The 15,227-nt window shown below is 69.0% G+C and carries 14 protein-coding genes; 3 read left to right on the top strand and 11 right to left on the bottom strand.

Annotation, left to right across the window (positions count from 1 at the left end):
- Positions 1 to 626: ISL3 family transposase (locus ACIA5C_RS44790; protein ID WP_396066668.1), on the bottom strand; the 626-nt coding region annotated here is incomplete at its 3' end.
- 227 nt (positions 627 to 853) lie between these two features.
- On the opposite strand from ACIA5C_RS44790, the gene ACIA5C_RS44785 reads away from it, so the two are divergent.
- A complete protein-coding gene (locus ACIA5C_RS44785; RefSeq protein WP_396066666.1) occupies positions 854 to 988 on the top strand; it encodes a hypothetical protein in 135 nt (44 codons plus the stop codon).
- A gap of 62 nt (positions 989 to 1,050) precedes the next feature.
- On the opposite strand, the gene ACIA5C_RS44780 is transcribed toward ACIA5C_RS44785, so the two are convergent.
- The 10 genes from ACIA5C_RS44780 to ACIA5C_RS44735 form a co-directional block, all read right to left on the bottom strand.
- Positions 1,051 to 1,494 carry a hypothetical protein gene (locus tag ACIA5C_RS44780; protein WP_396066664.1) on the bottom strand — a complete coding sequence of 148 codons (444 nt, stop codon included), beginning with the start codon at positions 1,492 to 1,494 and terminating at the stop codon, positions 1,051 to 1,053.
- Positions 1,495 to 1,789: 295 nt separating this feature from the next.
- Positions 1,790 to 3,172: an aspartate aminotransferase family protein gene (locus ACIA5C_RS44775; protein ID WP_396066661.1), complete on the bottom strand. Its 1,383-nt coding sequence runs from the start codon at positions 3,170 to 3,172 to the stop codon at positions 1,790 to 1,792.
- Positions 3,169 to 4,470: a 4-aminobutyrate--2-oxoglutarate transaminase gene (gabT, locus tag ACIA5C_RS44770; RefSeq protein ID WP_396066659.1), complete on the bottom strand. Its 1,302-nt coding sequence runs from the start codon at positions 4,468 to 4,470 to the stop codon at positions 3,169 to 3,171. The genes ACIA5C_RS44775 and gabT overlap by 4 nt, the downstream gene beginning before the upstream one ends.
- Before the next feature lie 148 nt (positions 4,471 to 4,618).
- On the bottom strand, positions 4,619 to 6,004 hold the full coding sequence (locus ACIA5C_RS44765) for an NAD(P)/FAD-dependent oxidoreductase (protein ID WP_396066657.1): 1,386 nt from the start codon (positions 6,002 to 6,004) through the stop codon (positions 4,619 to 4,621).
- A gap of 3 nt (positions 6,005 to 6,007) precedes the next feature.
- Positions 6,008 to 6,862 (bottom strand): ABC transporter permease, encoded by an 855-nt coding sequence (locus tag ACIA5C_RS44760; protein WP_396066654.1) that lies wholly within the window; start codon positions 6,860 to 6,862, stop codon positions 6,008 to 6,010.
- Complete coding sequence (locus ACIA5C_RS44755) at positions 6,859 to 7,722, bottom strand: ABC transporter permease (protein ID WP_396066652.1); 864 nt, start codon at positions 7,720 to 7,722, stop codon at positions 6,859 to 6,861. Before ACIA5C_RS44755 ends, ACIA5C_RS44760 begins: the two co-directional genes overlap by 4 nt.
- Position 7,723: 1 nt before the next feature.
- Positions 7,724 to 8,971, bottom strand: coding sequence for a spermidine/putrescine ABC transporter substrate-binding protein (locus tag ACIA5C_RS44750; protein WP_396066650.1), 1,248 nt, complete (start codon positions 8,969 to 8,971; stop codon positions 7,724 to 7,726).
- Positions 8,971 to 10,131: an ABC transporter ATP-binding protein gene (locus tag ACIA5C_RS44745; RefSeq protein ID WP_396066648.1), complete on the bottom strand. Its 1,161-nt coding sequence runs from the start codon at positions 10,129 to 10,131 to the stop codon at positions 8,971 to 8,973. Before ACIA5C_RS44745 ends, ACIA5C_RS44750 begins: the two co-directional genes overlap by 1 nt.
- 45 nt (positions 10,132 to 10,176) lie before the next feature.
- Complete coding sequence (locus ACIA5C_RS44740) at positions 10,177 to 11,589, bottom strand: aminobutyraldehyde dehydrogenase (protein ID WP_396066645.1); 1,413 nt, start codon at positions 11,587 to 11,589, stop codon at positions 10,177 to 10,179.
- 172 nt (positions 11,590 to 11,761) lie between these two features.
- On the bottom strand, positions 11,762 to 13,252 hold the full coding sequence (locus ACIA5C_RS44735; protein ID WP_396066643.1) for a CoA-acylating methylmalonate-semialdehyde dehydrogenase: 1,491 nt from the start codon (positions 13,250 to 13,252) through the stop codon (positions 11,762 to 11,764).
- Positions 13,253 to 13,310: 58 nt separating this feature from the next.
- On the opposite strand from ACIA5C_RS44735, the gene ACIA5C_RS44730 reads away from it, so the two are divergent.
- Positions 13,311 to 14,630, top strand: a complete 1,320-nt coding sequence (locus tag ACIA5C_RS44730; protein ID WP_396066641.1) for an aminotransferase class I/II-fold pyridoxal phosphate-dependent enzyme — start codon at positions 13,311 to 13,313, stop codon at positions 14,628 to 14,630.
- Positions 14,631 to 14,662: 32 nt separating this feature from the next.
- Positions 14,663 to 15,220, top strand: a complete 558-nt coding sequence (locus ACIA5C_RS44725) for a Uma2 family endonuclease (protein ID WP_396066639.1) — start codon at positions 14,663 to 14,665, stop codon at positions 15,218 to 15,220.
- The last annotated feature ends 7 nt before the right edge of the window (positions 15,221 to 15,227 follow it).

Here is a 15,227-nt window from a genome sequence, read left to right as displayed (position 1 = left end):
GCGTCGGGCAGGGCCCGGCGGACGGCTTCGGCGTAGGCGCCGGAACGATCCCGGCAGACCACCTCGACGCCGGGATGTTCTCGAAGCCACGCTTCCAGGGTGTCGGCGTTGCGGTCGGATAGCACGTCCACCCGCCGGCGTGTCTGCGCATCGATCAGCACCGTGGCATAGCGCTGCCGCCGCCGCAGCGCGAAGTCGTCGACGCCCAGCACCCGCGGGACCTGCAACGCGGCGCGGGGTATCCGCAGCAGCGCCCGCAGACTGGCATGCCGCGACAACGGCATTGACAGCTTCGCCAGCAACCGGGCCGCGCCGCGCCCGGCCAACTCACGTGCCACCGCATCCACGAGAGCCTGAAGGCGGGGGGTTCGACGTTGATATCGCTGCAAGACACCCGGGATCTGCTCACGAAACGTCCGGCGGCATCCCGATGTCGGACAGACCAGCCGCCGCACGGAAACCACGATCTGCACCCGCCGTCCGTCGACGGGCACATCACCCACCGTTCGCTGATGCAAGCTGTGCACCCGCCCGGTCGACGCGCCGCAATCCGGACACGCGACCGCGACCAGCGGTGTCCGCGCCCTCACGATGATCCTGTCGCCGGCGTCCTCGACCTTCTCCATCACCAGAGGCGCCAGCCCACCGAACACCGTCCCAACAAGATCATCACAGGCACACCGGCATCACTATCCATTATGGACACAAGCGCGTTGCGCTACCACCGAAAGAGCGCCAGAGCCGATCTTTCGGTGTTTCCGGCCTGACCCGCTGGGCGTAGCCCGGCGAGGCGCTGGCGGTCTCTGCGGACGGGCACACGCTCGCGGTCGGCGACCCGGCGGGCACTGTCGCATTGTGGGATCTCGGCGGCGTCGGCCGTCTGCTCGACCGTCCGGCCGAGCTCGCCCGCGCCCGCACCGGCGGCGGCCTTGACCGGGCGGGGTGGGCGCGCTACATCGACGGCCTGCCGTACGAGGAGACGTGCTGAAAGAGCCGGGGCCCGGGCAGGAGACCTGCCCGGGCCGGCCGGGGGGAGCTGGAGGTGCGGTCTTACTTGCAGCGGCCGACCGGGTGCGCCGGGCGGGCGACCTCGGTCGACGAGATGTAGCCGCGGGCCGGGGCGACCGTGCGGTACCAGGTGTTGCTGCCGTTCTCGCGGGCGCCGAGGGTCCAGCAGGTGACGGCGACGCGGGAGCCGGGGGTGCGCAGGACCGACAGGGTGCGGCCGTGGCGGTTGGCGATCGGCGACTGGCGGACCTGGGCGTTACGGACCCGGGTGCGCAGCGTCGTGACGACGTCGTGGTGCGGGGCCGGCATCGGGTGGTGACCCACGCTGTGGCCGGGGACCGGCAGGTGACCCACGGTGTGGGTGGGCGCCGGCGGGTGGTGCGGCTTGGGGTCGGCGAACGCCGAGCCGGCGGTGAGCGGCACGGCGACGGCCGTGACGATGCCGGCGACCGCGAGCGTGCGGCCGAATGAAAGCCGAGCAGACATGTCTTTCCTCCGTGTTTCCGAACGGGTGTTGCAAGCCGGAACACTAACCGTTTCGGAAATGTCGGATTTAGACAAAAGTTTCGCGTTTGGGCGCGTACAGCGGACAGCTAGGCCCTGACAAGGTCAACCACAGCGAAATCAAAGACTCGCGGGGCCGGACACGCCGTGCCGGCCAACGAGAGCCAGCGAAACCATAGGGTCCTTTCAGGAAGTTGCCAGGCAACAACGCCGCGTGTCCGATGGCAGAGCGGGCGAACCACCCCCGCCAGGGTGATCCGCCCACGTAGGAACCGGATCAGATCCGGTTGGACGCCTCGGTCAGGACCGAGCGCAGAATCTGCTCGATCCCCTGGAACTGGGCCTCCCCCGCGATCAGCGGCGGCGCCAGCTGGATCACCGGGTCGCCGCGGTCGTCCGCCCGGCAGTACAGCCCGGCCTCGAACAGCGCCGACGACAGGAAGCCCCGCAGCAGCCGCTCCGACTCGTCGTCGTCGAACGTCTCCTTGGTCGCCTTGTCCTTGACCAGCTCGATCCCGAAGAAGTAGCCGTCGCCACGCACGTCACCGACGATCGGGAGATCGGAGAGCTTCTCCAGATGCGACCGGAACGCATCGGAGTGGGACCGCACGTGGGCGAACAGGTTTTCCCGCTCCATGATGTCGATGTTGGCCAGCGCCACCGCCGACCCGACCGGGTGCCCGCCGTAGGTGATCCCGTGCGCGAACCAGTTGTGGCCCTTCAGGAACGGCTCGGCCAGCTTCTCCGACGCGATCATCGCGCCGAGCGGCACGTAACCGCTGGTCAGGCCCTTGGCCACGGTGATGATGTCAGGCGTGTAGTCGTACTTCTGGCCGCCGAAGTATTCGCCCAGCCGGCCGAACCCGCAGATCACGTCGTCCGACACCATGAGCACGTCGTACTTGTCGCAGATCTCGCGTACCCGCTGGAAGTAGCCGGGCGGCGGCGGGAAGCACCCGCCCGAGTTCTGCACAGGCTCGAGGAAGACCGCCGCCACCGTCTCGGGCCCCTCGAATTCGATCGCCTCCTCGATGCGATCGGCGGCCCACTGACCGAACTGCGAAGGGGTCATCGACTCGTCGGGGCGCCGGTAGTAGTTGGTGTTCGGCACCCGGAACGTGGACGGCACCAGCGGCTCGAAGTCGGACTTCAGCGCCGGGATGCCGGTGATCGACAGCGCGCCCATCGACGTGCCGTGGTACGCGATCGACCGGGACAACACCTTGGTCTTCATCGGCTTGCCGGTGTGCTTGAAGTACGACCGGGCCAGCTTCCACGCCGACTCGACCGCCTCCGACCCGCCGGTGGTGAAGAAGACCCGGTTGAGGTCGCCCGGGGTCAGCGAGGCCAGCCGCTCGGCCAGTTCGATCGCCTTGGGGTGGGCGTACGACCAGAGCGGGAAGTAGGCCAGCTCGCCGGCCTGCTTGGCGGCCGCCTCGGCCAGTTCCTGCCGGCCGTGGCCGGTCTGCACGACGAAGAGCGCCGACAGACCGTCGAGGTAGCGCCGCCCGGCGCTGTCCCAGATGTAGCAGCCGTCACCGCGGACGATCATCGGCACCGGGTTGTCCTGGTAGGACGACAGCCGGGTGAAGTGCATCCACAGGTGGTCGCGGGCGGCGCCGGAGAGTTTCTCGAAGTCGGGGGACTGGAGGTCGGTCACGAGGGGGTCTCCTCTTGGTTAAAGGCCTGCTCGAGCAGGGTCAGCCCGCGGTCGAGTTCGTCGTCGGAGATGATCAGCGGAGGAAGCAGCCGGATGACGTTGCCCCAGGTGCCGCAGGTCAGCAGCAGCAGACCGGCCTCGTGGGCCGCCTTGGCGACCGCGGCGGCGGCGACCGGGTCGGACGCCGGGCCGAACGGCCCCGACTCCCCCGGCTTGACCAGTTCGAGGGCGAGCATCGCGCCGCGGCCACGGACCTCGCCGATCATGGGGTGCTTGGCCGCGAGCGCCTCCAGCCGGGGCCGGGCGACGGATTCGATGCGGCGGGCGGCCGCCGCCAGGTCGAGCTCGCGCATCATGCCGATGGTGGCCAGGGCCGCCGCGCAGGCGACGGGATTTCCCCCGTACGTCCCGCCGAGGCCGCCCGGATGCACGGCGTCCATGATCTCGGCGCGCCCGGTGACGCCGGCCAGCGGCAGCCCGCCGGCGATGCCCTTCGCGGTCGTGATCAGGTCGGGCTCGACGCCTTCGTCGGTGCACGCGAACCACGACCCGGTCCGGCAGAACCCGGTCTGGATCTCGTCGGCGATGAAGACGGCGCCGGTCGAGCGGGTCCAGGCGGCGAGTTCGGCCAGGAAACCGGGCGCCGGCACCACGAAGCCACCCTCGCCCTGGATCGGCTCGATCAACACGGCCGCCAGGTTGGCGGCACCGACCTGTTTCTCGACCAACCCGATGGCCAGCGCCGCGGCCTCGGTCCCGGAGAGTCCGTCCCGGAACGGGTACGACATCGGGACGCGGTAGATCTCCCCCGCGAACGGTCCGAACCCCTGCTTGTAGGGCATGACCTTGGAGGTGAGAGCCATCGTCAGGTTGGTCCGGCCGTGGTAGGCGTGGTCGAACACCACCACGGCCTGGCGACCGGTGGCGTGCCGAGCGATCTTGACCGCGTTCTCGACCGCCTCGGCGCCCGAGTTGAAAAGAGCCGACCGCTTCTCGAACGAGCCCGGCGTCAGCACCGCCAGTTCTTCACAGACCGCCACGTACTGCTCGTACGGCGCGATCATGAAGCAGGTATGGGTGAATTTGGCGACTTGTTCCTGGACGGCGGAAACGACGGCGGGCGCCGAATTGCCCACGCTGGTCACCGCGATGCCGGCCGCGAAGTCGATCCACTCGCGTCCGTCCACATCGGTCATCGTGCCGCCGCCCGCGCTGCTCACGTACGACGGGATCATGCTGCTGACCCCGCGTGCGACGGCCGCGCTCCGGCGCTGATGCAGTTCGGCCGATGTCGGCATCTCCAACTCCTTCCGCCTTTGAGACCCGATCATTTCCACTGATTCCGTGGTGCGCAAGAGGTCTCGCAACTATTTCCGTGCCCAACCCCAGCATAGGGCGGCACGGCGACGCCCATCTACGCCGCGGCTCCGGCGAAGATCGGGGCCGTCAGGAGTCGAAGCCGAGGCCCATCGCGTCGAGGGACCGGAGCCAGAGGTTGCGGCGGCCCTCGTGGCGGTCGGCCCGGGCGATCGACCAGCGGGTCAGCTGGATGACGCCGGAGCGGACCGGTTCGGGCGGGAACGGCACCGGCTTGCGGCGCACCATCTTCAGGGCGGTCAGCTCGGTCGGTTCGCCGCCGAGCAGGTCGAGCATCACCTTGGCGCCGAAACGGGTCGCGCCGACGCCGAGGCCGGTGTAGCCGGCCGCGTAGGACAGGCGGCCGCCGTGTGCGGTGCCGAAGAACGCGCTGAACCGGCTGCAACAGTCGATCACGCCGCCCCATTTGTGGGTGAAGCGCACGCCTTCGAGCTGTGGGAACGTGGCCTCGAAGTGCCGGGCCAGCACCTCGAAGGTCGCCTCGCGCTGCTGCTGCTCGGGCCGGATGCGGCCGCCGTTGTAGTAGATCGCGTCGTAGCCGCCCCAGAGCATGCGGTTGTCGGCGGTCAGCCGGTAGTAGTGGAACTGGTTGCCGGCGTCGCCGATGCCCTGCCGGTTGCGCCAGCCGATCGCGTTCATCTGCGCCGGGGACAGCGGTTCGGTCATCAGCGCGTAGTCGTAGACCGGCACCACGAACTGGCGCAGCCGTTTCAGCAGCGAGCCGTGCGCGCCGGTGGCCAGCGCGACCCGGGCCGCGGTCACCCGGCCGCGCCAGGTGTGCAGCGAAAGGCCACCGCGTGCGGCGGTGATCCGTTCGACCGGGGTGTTCTCGAAGATGCGGACCCCGAGACGGAGGCAGGCCGCCCGCAGGCCCCACACCAGACGGGCCGGATCCACGGTGGCGCAGCCGGTCCGGTCCCAGACGCCTCCCTGGTAGGTCGGGGACGCCACTTCCGCGCGTACCGAATCCTGGTCGAGAAGGACCACGTCGAGACCGCGGGCCGCCTCGGCGGCGTGCGAGGCGACCAGGTCGCGCCATTGCCAGTCCTCGGTGGCGACGTTCAGCTCGCCGGTGCGGCGGAAGTCGCAGTCGATGCCGTGCCGGGCGACCGTCGCCTCGATCTCGTCGAGGTTCTCCCGGCCCAGCCGGAGCAGCGTGTCCATCTCGCCGGGGAAGCGGGTCAGCCCGTTGTCGAAGCCGTGGGTGATGCTGGCGGCGCAGAAGCCGCCGTTGCGACCGGACGCGGCCCAGCCGGCCGTACCCGCCTCGACGATCACGACGTCGCGCTGCGGGTCGCGTTCCTTGGCGAGCAGGGCCGTCCAGAGTCCGCTGTAGCCGGCGCCGACGACCGCCAGGTCGGCGGTCTCTACCCCGTCGAGCGGGGCGGCGGGGGCCGGGGCCCCCGCCTGGGTGAGCCAGTACGGCTCGGGTATGGCGTCTTTCAGCGACCGCACGGGTTATCCGGCCCGCTTCGCGCGGCGACGGGAGCTGACGGTCATGGACACCGCGAGCAGGACGCCGAACGCGAAGATCAGCGTGCCCATCACGTTCACCTGGGGCGGCAGGCCGACCCGGGTCGCGCCCCAGATCCACAGCGGGAACGTCGTGGTGGTCCCCGAGGTGAAGTTGGTGACCACGAAGTCGTCGATCGAGAGCGCGAACGCCAGCAGGACACCCGCGAAGACGGCCGGGAGGATGATCGGGAAGGTCACCTTCCAGAACGTCGTCCACGGGGTCGCGCCGAGGTCGGCGGCCGCCTCCTCGATCGAGCGGTCGAGGGTCAGGACCCGGGCCCGGACGACGATCGCGACGAACGACAGCGAGAACATGATGTGCGCGATCGTGATCGTCACGACGCCGAGGCCCGCGCCGAGCGATACGAAGAACGACAGCAGCGAGGCGCCCATGATCAGTTCGGGCGAGGAGATCGTCGCGAACATGATCAGGTTGAGGGTGCCCGAGCCGCGGAAGCGGTAGCGGCCGAGGGCGTAGCCGATGCCGGTGCCCAGGGCCGTGGACACGATCGTGGCGACCACCGCGATCACCAGCGACGTGATCAGCGCGCTGGTCAGGTCGTGGATCTCGAACACCCTCGCGTACCACTTGAAGGTGAAGCCGTCCCAGGTCTGGTTGTAGCGGCCCTTCGGGTTGTTGAACCCGAAGGCGATCATCACGAAGATCGGCAGCAGCAGCCAGAGGATGACGACCCAGGTGAAGACGTGCAGCAGCGAGTTGCCGCCGAACCGCCGCGTCTTCCGGGCCGCCGGCCGGCTGGTTGGTTCGACCGGGCGGGAGAGGGTCGCCTGGCTCATCGCGCCGCCACCTCCATCACGTCCTCGGTGCCCAGCGCCCGGGCGTAGATGAAGATGCCGATCAGCATGACCGCCATCAGGATGAACGAGAGCGCCGAGGCGGTCGGATAGTCGGAGTTCTGCAGGTATTGCGCCTGGACGACCTGGCCGATCATCGTGGTCGACGAGCTGCCGAGCAGGCCCGAGTTGACGTAGTCGGTGCTGGTCGGCACGAACGTCATCAGGGCGCCGGCGAAAACGCCGGGCAGGCTCAGCGGCAGGATCACCTTGCGGAAGGCGAGCGCCGGATTGGCGTACAGGTCGCGGGCCGCCTCCACCACGCGCGGGTCGATGCGCTCGACCGCCACGTAGATCGGCAGGACCATGAACGGCAGGTAGTTGTAGACCAGCCCGCCGATCACCGCCGTCGCCGTGCCGAGGAGGTGGTAGTTGTCCGGCACCAGTCCGATCTTCTTCAGCGGCTCGAGCACCGGCCCGTTGTCGGTCAGGATCATGCTCCACGAGATGGTGCGCAGCACGAACGAGACGAAGAACGGGAGCAGGATCAGGAACAGGTAGGTGTTCTTGTGCTTGCCGCCGCGGAAAGCGATCCAGTACGCGATCGGGAAGGCCAGCACGATCATGATGACCGTGCTGATGAACCCGTAGATCAGCGACCGGACGAGCTGGACGTGATAGTCGTTGATCGCGTCCAGGTACGTCTGGAAGTGCCAGGTCAGCGTGTACCCGTTGACGATGTCGCCCTGCTGCAGCGACAGCGACAGCATGGCGATCATCGGAACGGCGAAGAACAGGATCAGCCAGAGCCCGCCCGGCAGGACGAGGAGGTACGGCGCGAGCCGTCGCTTGAGTGTGTTCATATCAGCCCAGCACGATCGGTTCGAAGAGCTTGTTGTACGTCTGCGACTCGGACACGCTGTCGAAGCTGACATAGCGGTGCAGCCGCTTGTAGACCTCGTCGGTCGGGAAGGAGTCCTCGCTGCTCGAGAGCTCCGTGATCAGCTGCTTCTGGTCGCCCTTGGCCTTCGCCGCGTCAAGCCTCATCTGGTCCTTGGCGGCCGGCACCGGAGACACGTAGCCGATGAATTCCTCCAGCGAGGCGGCGTTGTCGACCCGGTAGAAGAAGTCCATCAGCTCGATCGCGTCGACCGGGTTCTTGGCGGTGATCGGGATCGTCATGTTGTCGGTCCAGAGCGTGCCGCCGTCCTGGGGGATGACGAACTTCAGCTTGGCGCCCTCGAGGTTCTTCTGGAAGATGTCGCCCGACCACGCCTGGCACATCCAGACCTCGCCGCTGGCGATGGCCCGGATGTAGTCCTGGTCGTAGTACTTGCGGACGATGCCGGCGCTCTTCTGCTGCTTGACGTGGTCGGCCGCCTTCTTCCAGTCGGCCTCGGTCGACGTCTCGGGGTTGATGCCGAGTGCCATCAGGCCGAAGTTGCCGAGCTCCTGCGGGTCGGAGAACATGCCGACCTTGCCCTTGTACTTCGTGTTCCAGAGGTCGGCGATCTTGGTCGGCGGAACGTCGATGTGCTTCGGGTCGTACGCGATGCCGGTGATGCCGGAGGTCCACGGAACGCTGTAGACGTTGCCCTTGTCGTACGTCTCGTTCTTGTACGCCGGCGCCGCGTTCTTCGCGAAGTTCGGCATCTTGCTGTGGTCGAGCGGCGCCAGGAAGCCCGAGTCGACGAACTGGTTGAACTGGACGCTGTTCGTGATGACCATCAGGTCGTAGCCGATCGACTGGCCGGCCGACAGCTGGGGCTGGACCTTGGCGAACCAGGGGCCCATCTCCTGGATGACCTCCTGGTAGTTGACCGTGATGCCGGTTTCGGCGGTGAACTTCTTCAGTTCGGGGTGTTTCGGGTCCATGTAGACCGGCCAGTTGGCGAAGTCGACGTGGCCGTTCTTGGTCTTGTTGGCCCAGAACTTGGCGACGGCGTCGGGGGCCACGGAGGCGGACGCCTTGCCCTTGCCCTTGACGCCGCAGGCCGCGAGCGCCATGCCGAGCGCCCCGAGACCGCCGGCGCGCAGCAGGTCTCGCCGGCCGAGCCGGCTCTGGGTGAGGCCGCGGACCAAAGACGGGTCGGGAAGGTTCGACGCAGACATCAGACTCCGATCGGATATGAATGCTGGGGGTCCCAGGTCAGGTGGACACGATCGCCGCGATCCGCGAGATCCTCGGCGTTCGAGGCGTTCTGGTCGAAGACCGTGAAGTCGGTTCCGGCCGCGGTCGAGACCGTATAGTTCGTCGATGTTCCGTGGTAGACCACTTCGGTCACGACTCCGGACAGGACGCTGCCGCCGGTGGCCGACGCCGGTGGCACCCCCCGATGCATGTCGATTTTTTCCGGACGGATCGAGACCTCGAGCTTGTCGGCCGCCCGGACGCTGCCCGGCACCGGCACGATGACCCGGTCCTGAGCGGTGTACGCCAACAGCGCGTAACCCTTCTCCACCCGGTCGACGTGCCCCTCGACGAGGTTCGACGTGCCGATGAACCCGGCCACGAACCGCGACGCCGGCCGCTCGTAGATCTCCCGCGGCGAGCCCAGCTGCTCGATCACACCCGAGTTCATGACCGCGATCCGGTCCGACATGGTCAGTGCCTCACCCTGGTCGTGGGTGACGTAGACGAAGGTGATGCCGACCTCGCGCTGGATGCGCTTGAGCTCGACCTGCATCTGCTGGCGCAGCTTGAGGTCGAGCGCGCCCAGCGGCTCGTCGAGCAGCAGCGCCCGCGGCCGGTTGACCAGAGCCCGGGCCAGCGCCACCCGCTGTTGCTGGCCGCCCGACATCTCCCTGGGCGAGCGCTTCTCCATGCCGGTCAGCGAGACGATCTCGAGCATCTCGCCGACCCGGCGCCTGATCTCGTCCTTGGCGACCTTCTTGCGCTCCAGCCCGAAGGACACGTTCTGCAGGGTGTTGAGGTGCGGGAACAGCGCGTACGACTGGAACACCATGTTGATGTCGCGCTTGTTGGGGGCGACGTTGGTGACGTCCTTGCCGTCGAGGTAGACCTTGCCGTTGGTCGGCTCCTCGAACCCGGCGATCATCCGCATGGTCGTGGTCTTGCCGCAGCCGGACGGGCCGAGCAGCGAGAAGAACTCCCCCTGGCCGATCGCGAGGTCGGTGGTCTTCACGGCGGCCACCGACTCGCCGTGCGCGAAGTAGTCCTTGTTGACGCCGACGAACTGGATCGCCGGGTGCTCACCGGTCCGGCCGCCCGGCGGCCGGGTGTTCGCCATGCTCTGCTGGGGGATCGTCATCTTCGGGTACCTCTTAGCGCCGGGGGGAAGGTGTCGGGCCGGTCATCAGCCCAGGTAACTCATCACGTGTTTGATGCGGGTGTACTCCTCGAACCCGTACATGGACAGGTCCTTGCCGTGCCCGGAGTGCCCGAAGCCGCCGTGCGGCATCTCGGAGACGAACGGCAGGTGTGTGTTGATCCAGACCGCGCCGAAGTCGAGGCGGCGGGAGACGCGCATCGCCCGGCCGTGGTTCTGCGTCCAGACGCTCGCGCTCAGGCCGAACCGGACGTCGTTGGCGTAGCGGATCGCCTGGGCCTCGTCGTCGAACTTCTGGACGGTGATCACGGGACCGAACACCTCGTCCTGGATCATCTCGTCCTGTTGCTGGAGCCCGGCCACGACGGTGGGCTCGAGGAAGTAGCCGCGGTCGCCGATGCGGTTGCCGCCGGTGACGATCTCCCCGGTGGTGCGCTGGATGAACCCCTGCACGCGCGCGAGCTGCGTGGCATTGTTGACCGGCCCGAAATATCCGTCCGGTCCGACTTCGAGGTTTTTCGCGGCGTCAGCGAGCGCGGCCGTGAAATCGGCCGCCACGCCCGCCTGCACCAGTACTCGTGTCGCGGCAGTGCAGTCCTGTCCGGCGTTGAAATAGCCGGCGCCGGCGATTTTCGAAGCGGCGTCTTCGACATCGACATCGTCGAAGACGACGACCGGCGCCTTGCCGCCCAGCTCCAGGTGGGTCCTCTTCAGGTCGGCGGCGGCCGCCACCGCCACCTCCATGCCGGCCCGGGTCGAGCCGGTGATCGAGACCAGCTGCGGGGCGGGGTGCGCCACCACCGCGCGGCCGGTGTCGCGGTCGCCGCAGACCACGTTGAGCACGCCCGGCGGCAGGAACTCGGCCGCGAGCTCGGCCAGCAGCAGCGCCGTGACCGGAGTGGTGTCGGACGGCTTGAGCACCACCGAGTTGCCGGCGGCGATGGCCGGCGCGAACTTCCACACCGCCATCACCATCGGGTAGTTCCACGGGGCGACCTGCGCGCACACGCCGATCGGCTCGCGCCGCACGTACGACGTGTGGTCGCGCAGGTATTCGCCCGCCGATCTGCCCTCGAGCATCCGGGCCGCGCCGGCGAAGAACCGCAGCTCGTCCAGGAGCGGAGCCATCTCCTCGCGCCGGGTAGCCTCGACCGGTTTGCCGGTGTTGCGGCACTCGGCGGCGATGATCTCCTCGGCCCGCCCCTCGACCGCGTCGGCGATCTTCAGCAGGGCTCGCTGCCGTTCGGCCGGGGTCGCGTCGCGCCACACCTCGAAGCCGGCCTCGGCCGCCGCCATCGCCGCGCCCACGTCGCGCGCCGACGAGACCGGCGCCTCGGCGTACGCCTCCCCCGTGCTGGGATCGATCACCGATGACGTCCGTCCGTCCGCGGTGTCGGTGTATTTCCCGGCGACGAAGTTCCGCAGCAGCGAGGTGCTCACGTATAGACCTCCGGTCAGAGAGCTGTCTGTGACAGCCCCCACACGACGACGTGCGAGACCCTGTCACACGCGAACCACTGAAGACAAGGGAATCCGAAAGGATTTTCCAAATTCGAAACGGAATCGGCGTTGCCTGGCCCTTGCACCTACGCAATCCATAGCGAGTCGGGTCTCAGTGGTTGCGCGGGAACCCGAGATCGACGGACGACGTTCCCGGATCGGGCCAGCGGGAGGTCACGACCTTGGTGCGGGTGAAGAAGTGGATCCCGTCCGGGCCGTACATGTGGGTGTCGCCGAACAGCGACGCCTTCCAGCCGCCGAACGAGTAATAGGCAACCGGCACCGGGATCGGCACGTTCACACCGACCATGCCGGCGTCGACGTCGAACTGGAACTGCCGGGCCGCCCCGCCGTCCCGGGTGAAGATCGCGGTCCCGTTGCCGTACTCGTTGGCATTGATCAGGGCCACGGCCTCGGCATAGGTCTCCACCCGCACGACGCCCAGCACCGGGCCGAAGATCTCGTCGCGGTAGACGTCCATGGCCGGAGTGACGTGGTCGAGCAGGGTGACGCCCAGGAAGAACCCCTTTTCCGGCAGATCAGACGCATCGCGCCCGTCGGCGACCACTGACGCGCCCTCCGACTCGCCGCGCGCAATATAGGACAAGACGCGATCCCGGTGGGCTGACGTGACCAGCGGCCCCATCTCCGAGGCCGGATCGGTCCCGTCGCCGACGCGCAGCTTGGGCAGTCGTGCCGCGATGGCATCCACAAGGGATTGAGCCACCTCACCCACCGCGACGACGACCGAGATCGCCATGCACCGCTCGCCGGCCGAGCCGTAACCGGCACTCACGGCCGCGTCGGCCGCCGACTCGACGTCCGCGTCGGGCAGCACGACCATGTGGTTCTTCGCCCCGCCGAGCGCCTGCACACGCTTGCCGTGCGCGGTGCCGGTCTCGTAGATGTACTTCGCGATCGGCGTCGACCCGACGAAGCTGACCGCGGCGATCGCCGGGTGGGTCAGGATCGCGTCGACCGCCTCCTTGTCGCCGTGCACGACGGTGAAGACGCCGTCCGGCAGCCCGGCCTCCTGCCACAGCCGGGCCAGGAACAGCGACGCCGACGGGTCCTTCTCGCTCGGCTTGAGCACGAACGCGTTGCCGGCCGCGATCGCCGTCGCGCACATCCAGAGCGGCACCATGGCCGGGAAGTTGAACGGCGTGATGCCGGCGACCACCCCGAGGGGCTGCCGGATCGAGTACACATCGACACCGGTCGACACCTGCTCGGAGAACGAGCCCTTCATCAGGTGCGGGATGCCGGTGGCGAACTCCGCGTTCTCCAGGCCGCGGGCGATCTCGCCGGCCGCGTCGGCGAGCACCTTCCCGTGCTCCCGGGTGATGATCGCGGCGAGGTCGCCGCTGCGCTCGGCGAGCAGTTCGCGGAACTTGAACAGGACCGCCGACCGCTTGGACAACGACGCCGTACGCCACGCGGCCGCGGCCGCCGCAGCCACCGAGACCGCCCGGCCGACCTCGTCCGCGCCGGCGAGGGCGACTTCGGCGATCTGTTCGCCGGTCGCCGGATTGAAGACCGGGCCGACCCGGCCCGAGGTGCCGGCGGTGGAGACGCCGCCGATCCAGTGCTCGATTCGTTCCATGTCCGGAGGCTACGTAACAACCGTAGACGTCACAATCGACGCTCTGTACTGTCACAAAATGCTTCCCGACCTGCGCGACCGGCTGCTGTCCCCGACCGCGCGCGGGCTCGCCGACGCGGTCGGGCGCGCGGTCGGCGAGGGCGCCCTCGCCCCGGGCCTCCGCCTGCCGCCGATCCGCGAGGTCGCGAACTATCTCCAGCTGTCGCCGACCACCGTCAGCGCAGCCTGGCAGCTTCTGCGCCGCGCCGGCACCATCCAGACCGACGGTCGTCGCGGCACGATCGTCGCGCCGTCCCGCTCCGGTGGGCCCGGTCGCTATCGGGCCGCCCTGCGCGGCCGGTCGGGCTTCCCGCTCGATCTCTCCACCGGCGTTCCCGACCCCTCCCTCCTGCCCGCCCTGCCCGCGCTGAGCAACCTGTCGCCCGCGAGCTACCTCGACGAACCGGTCCTCCCCGGCCTGGAGGGCTTCCTGCGGGCGAACTGGCCGCATCCCCCCGACCGGCTGGCGATCTTCGACGGGGCGATGGACGCGATCGACCAGATCGCCTCCGGCCTGCTCCGCCTCGGCGATCGGGCGGTCGTCGAGAACCCCTGCTTCCCGCCCCTGCTCGACCTGCTGGACGCGCTCGGCGTCCGGGTCGTCGCCGTCGAGACGGACGCCTGCGGCGCCCTGCCCTCGTCGCTGGCGGCGGCGCTGGCCGAGCGGCCCGCCGCCGTCTTCCTGCAACCCCGGGCCCTCAACCCCACCGGCGCGTCGTGGTCAAGCGCCCGGGCCGCCTCACTCGCCGCGGTGCTTGCGCCCTCCGGCGCGTACGTCGTGGAGGACGACTCCGCCGGTGACGTCGCGTCGTCGGCGCCGGAGTCACTGGGTTCCTTCCTGCCGTCACGCACGTTGCACGTGCGCAGCTTCTCCAAGTCGCACGGACCCGATCTGCGGCTGGCCGCGGCGAGCGGCCCGTCGACAGTGCTCGACCCGATCCTCGAGCGGCGGCTGCTCGGCCAGGGCTGGACCAGCCGCCTCCTGCAGAACCTGCTCTTCGAGTTGCTCACCCTCCCCGGCCCGGTCGCGGCCGTCCGGCACGCCCGCGACGAGTACGCGCGGAGGCGCGCGATGGTGCTCGACGGCCTGCGCGACGCGGGGATCGACCTGCCGCCCGGCGACGGGCTCAACATCTGGCTCCCGGTCCGCGACGAACAGGCCGCACTGCTCACCCTGGCCAGCAACGGCATCGCGGCCGCGGCCGGCGCCGCGTTCTCGGTCGGCTCGGGGCCGCCTCACCTGCGCGTCACCACCGGCCTGATCACCACCGGCCACGCCGCGGTCGCCGGCCTGCTGGCCCGGGCCGCCCGGGCCGAACCCCGGCAGTCCCCCCGTTGACCCTCGTAAGCTAGTCATGCGACGATCTAGTCATGGCGCACCCCTCGTTCTGGACCGAAGACGCCTTCCTCGTCCTCCAAGCCTCCAAGGACCGCATCGAGCTGTGGGACGGCGGCCTCCACGTCGACCACGGCCTCTGGGTCAACCCTTCGCCCAACAACGCCCACAACCAGATCGCGTGGCTGCTGGCCAACCAGCTGTCGGCCGCCACCCGCTTCACCGGGCTCAAAACCGTGCAGGGCCCCAACCTGCAGCTCAACCCGTCCCTGATCCTGACCCCCGACGTGGCGGTCGGCCGCTTCACCCGGGCGGCCGCCGTCAACCGCGGCCCCGAGACCACCCTGGTCGCCGACGTCGCCTCCCCCGGCATCAGCGCGGCCGCCCGCGCCCCGTTCTACGCCGAGGCCCGCATCGACTGGTACCTGCTGGCCGAGCCGGACTTCGCCACCTACACCACGGTCACCCTCCACCTGCTCCACCGCGAGGGCACGGCGTACCTCCGCCACACGACGGCCCAGTTCGGCCAGACGCTGACCTCCCGGCAGCCCTTCCCCCTGACCGTCAGCACCACCGCCCTCCTCGACTTCTGACCCCTCT

Origin of the sequence: Actinoplanes sp. NPDC051343 (genome assembly GCF_044455125.1) — a bacterium.
Classification (GTDB): domain Bacteria; phylum Actinomycetota; class Actinomycetes; order Mycobacteriales; family Micromonosporaceae; genus Actinoplanes.
The sequence above is the reverse complement of the archived record's forward strand: the minus strand, read 5'-3'. Positions and strand labels throughout refer to the sequence as shown.

Excerpts from the sequence above, each read along its gene's own strand:
- ACIA5C_RS44780 (WP_396066664.1), bottom strand. The coding sequence starts at position 1,494 with ATGTCTGCTCGGCTTTCATTCGGCCGCACGCTCGCGGTCGCCGGCATC.
- gabT (WP_396066659.1), bottom strand. The coding sequence starts at position 4,470 with ATGCCGACATCGGCCGAACTGCATCAGCGCCGGAGCGCGGCCGTCGCA.
- ACIA5C_RS44760 (WP_396066654.1), bottom strand. The coding sequence starts at position 6,862 with ATGAGCCAGGCGACCCTCTCCCGCCCGGTCGAACCAACCAGCCGGCCG.
- ACIA5C_RS44755 (WP_396066652.1), bottom strand. The coding sequence starts at position 7,722 with ATGAACACACTCAAGCGACGGCTCGCGCCGTACCTCCTCGTCCTGCCG.
- ACIA5C_RS44750 (WP_396066650.1), bottom strand. The coding sequence starts at position 8,971 with ATGTCTGCGTCGAACCTTCCCGACCCGTCTTTGGTCCGCGGCCTCACC.
- ACIA5C_RS44745 (WP_396066648.1), bottom strand. The coding sequence starts at position 10,131 with ATGACGATCCCCCAGCAGAGCATGGCGAACACCCGGCCGCCGGGCGGC.
- ACIA5C_RS44735 (WP_396066643.1), bottom strand. The coding sequence starts at position 13,252 with ATGGAACGAATCGAGCACTGGATCGGCGGCGTCTCCACCGCCGGCACC.
- ACIA5C_RS44730 (WP_396066641.1), top strand. The coding sequence starts at position 13,311 with ATGCTTCCCGACCTGCGCGACCGGCTGCTGTCCCCGACCGCGCGCGGG.
- ACIA5C_RS44725 (WP_396066639.1), top strand. The coding sequence starts at position 14,663 with ATGGCGCACCCCTCGTTCTGGACCGAAGACGCCTTCCTCGTCCTCCAA.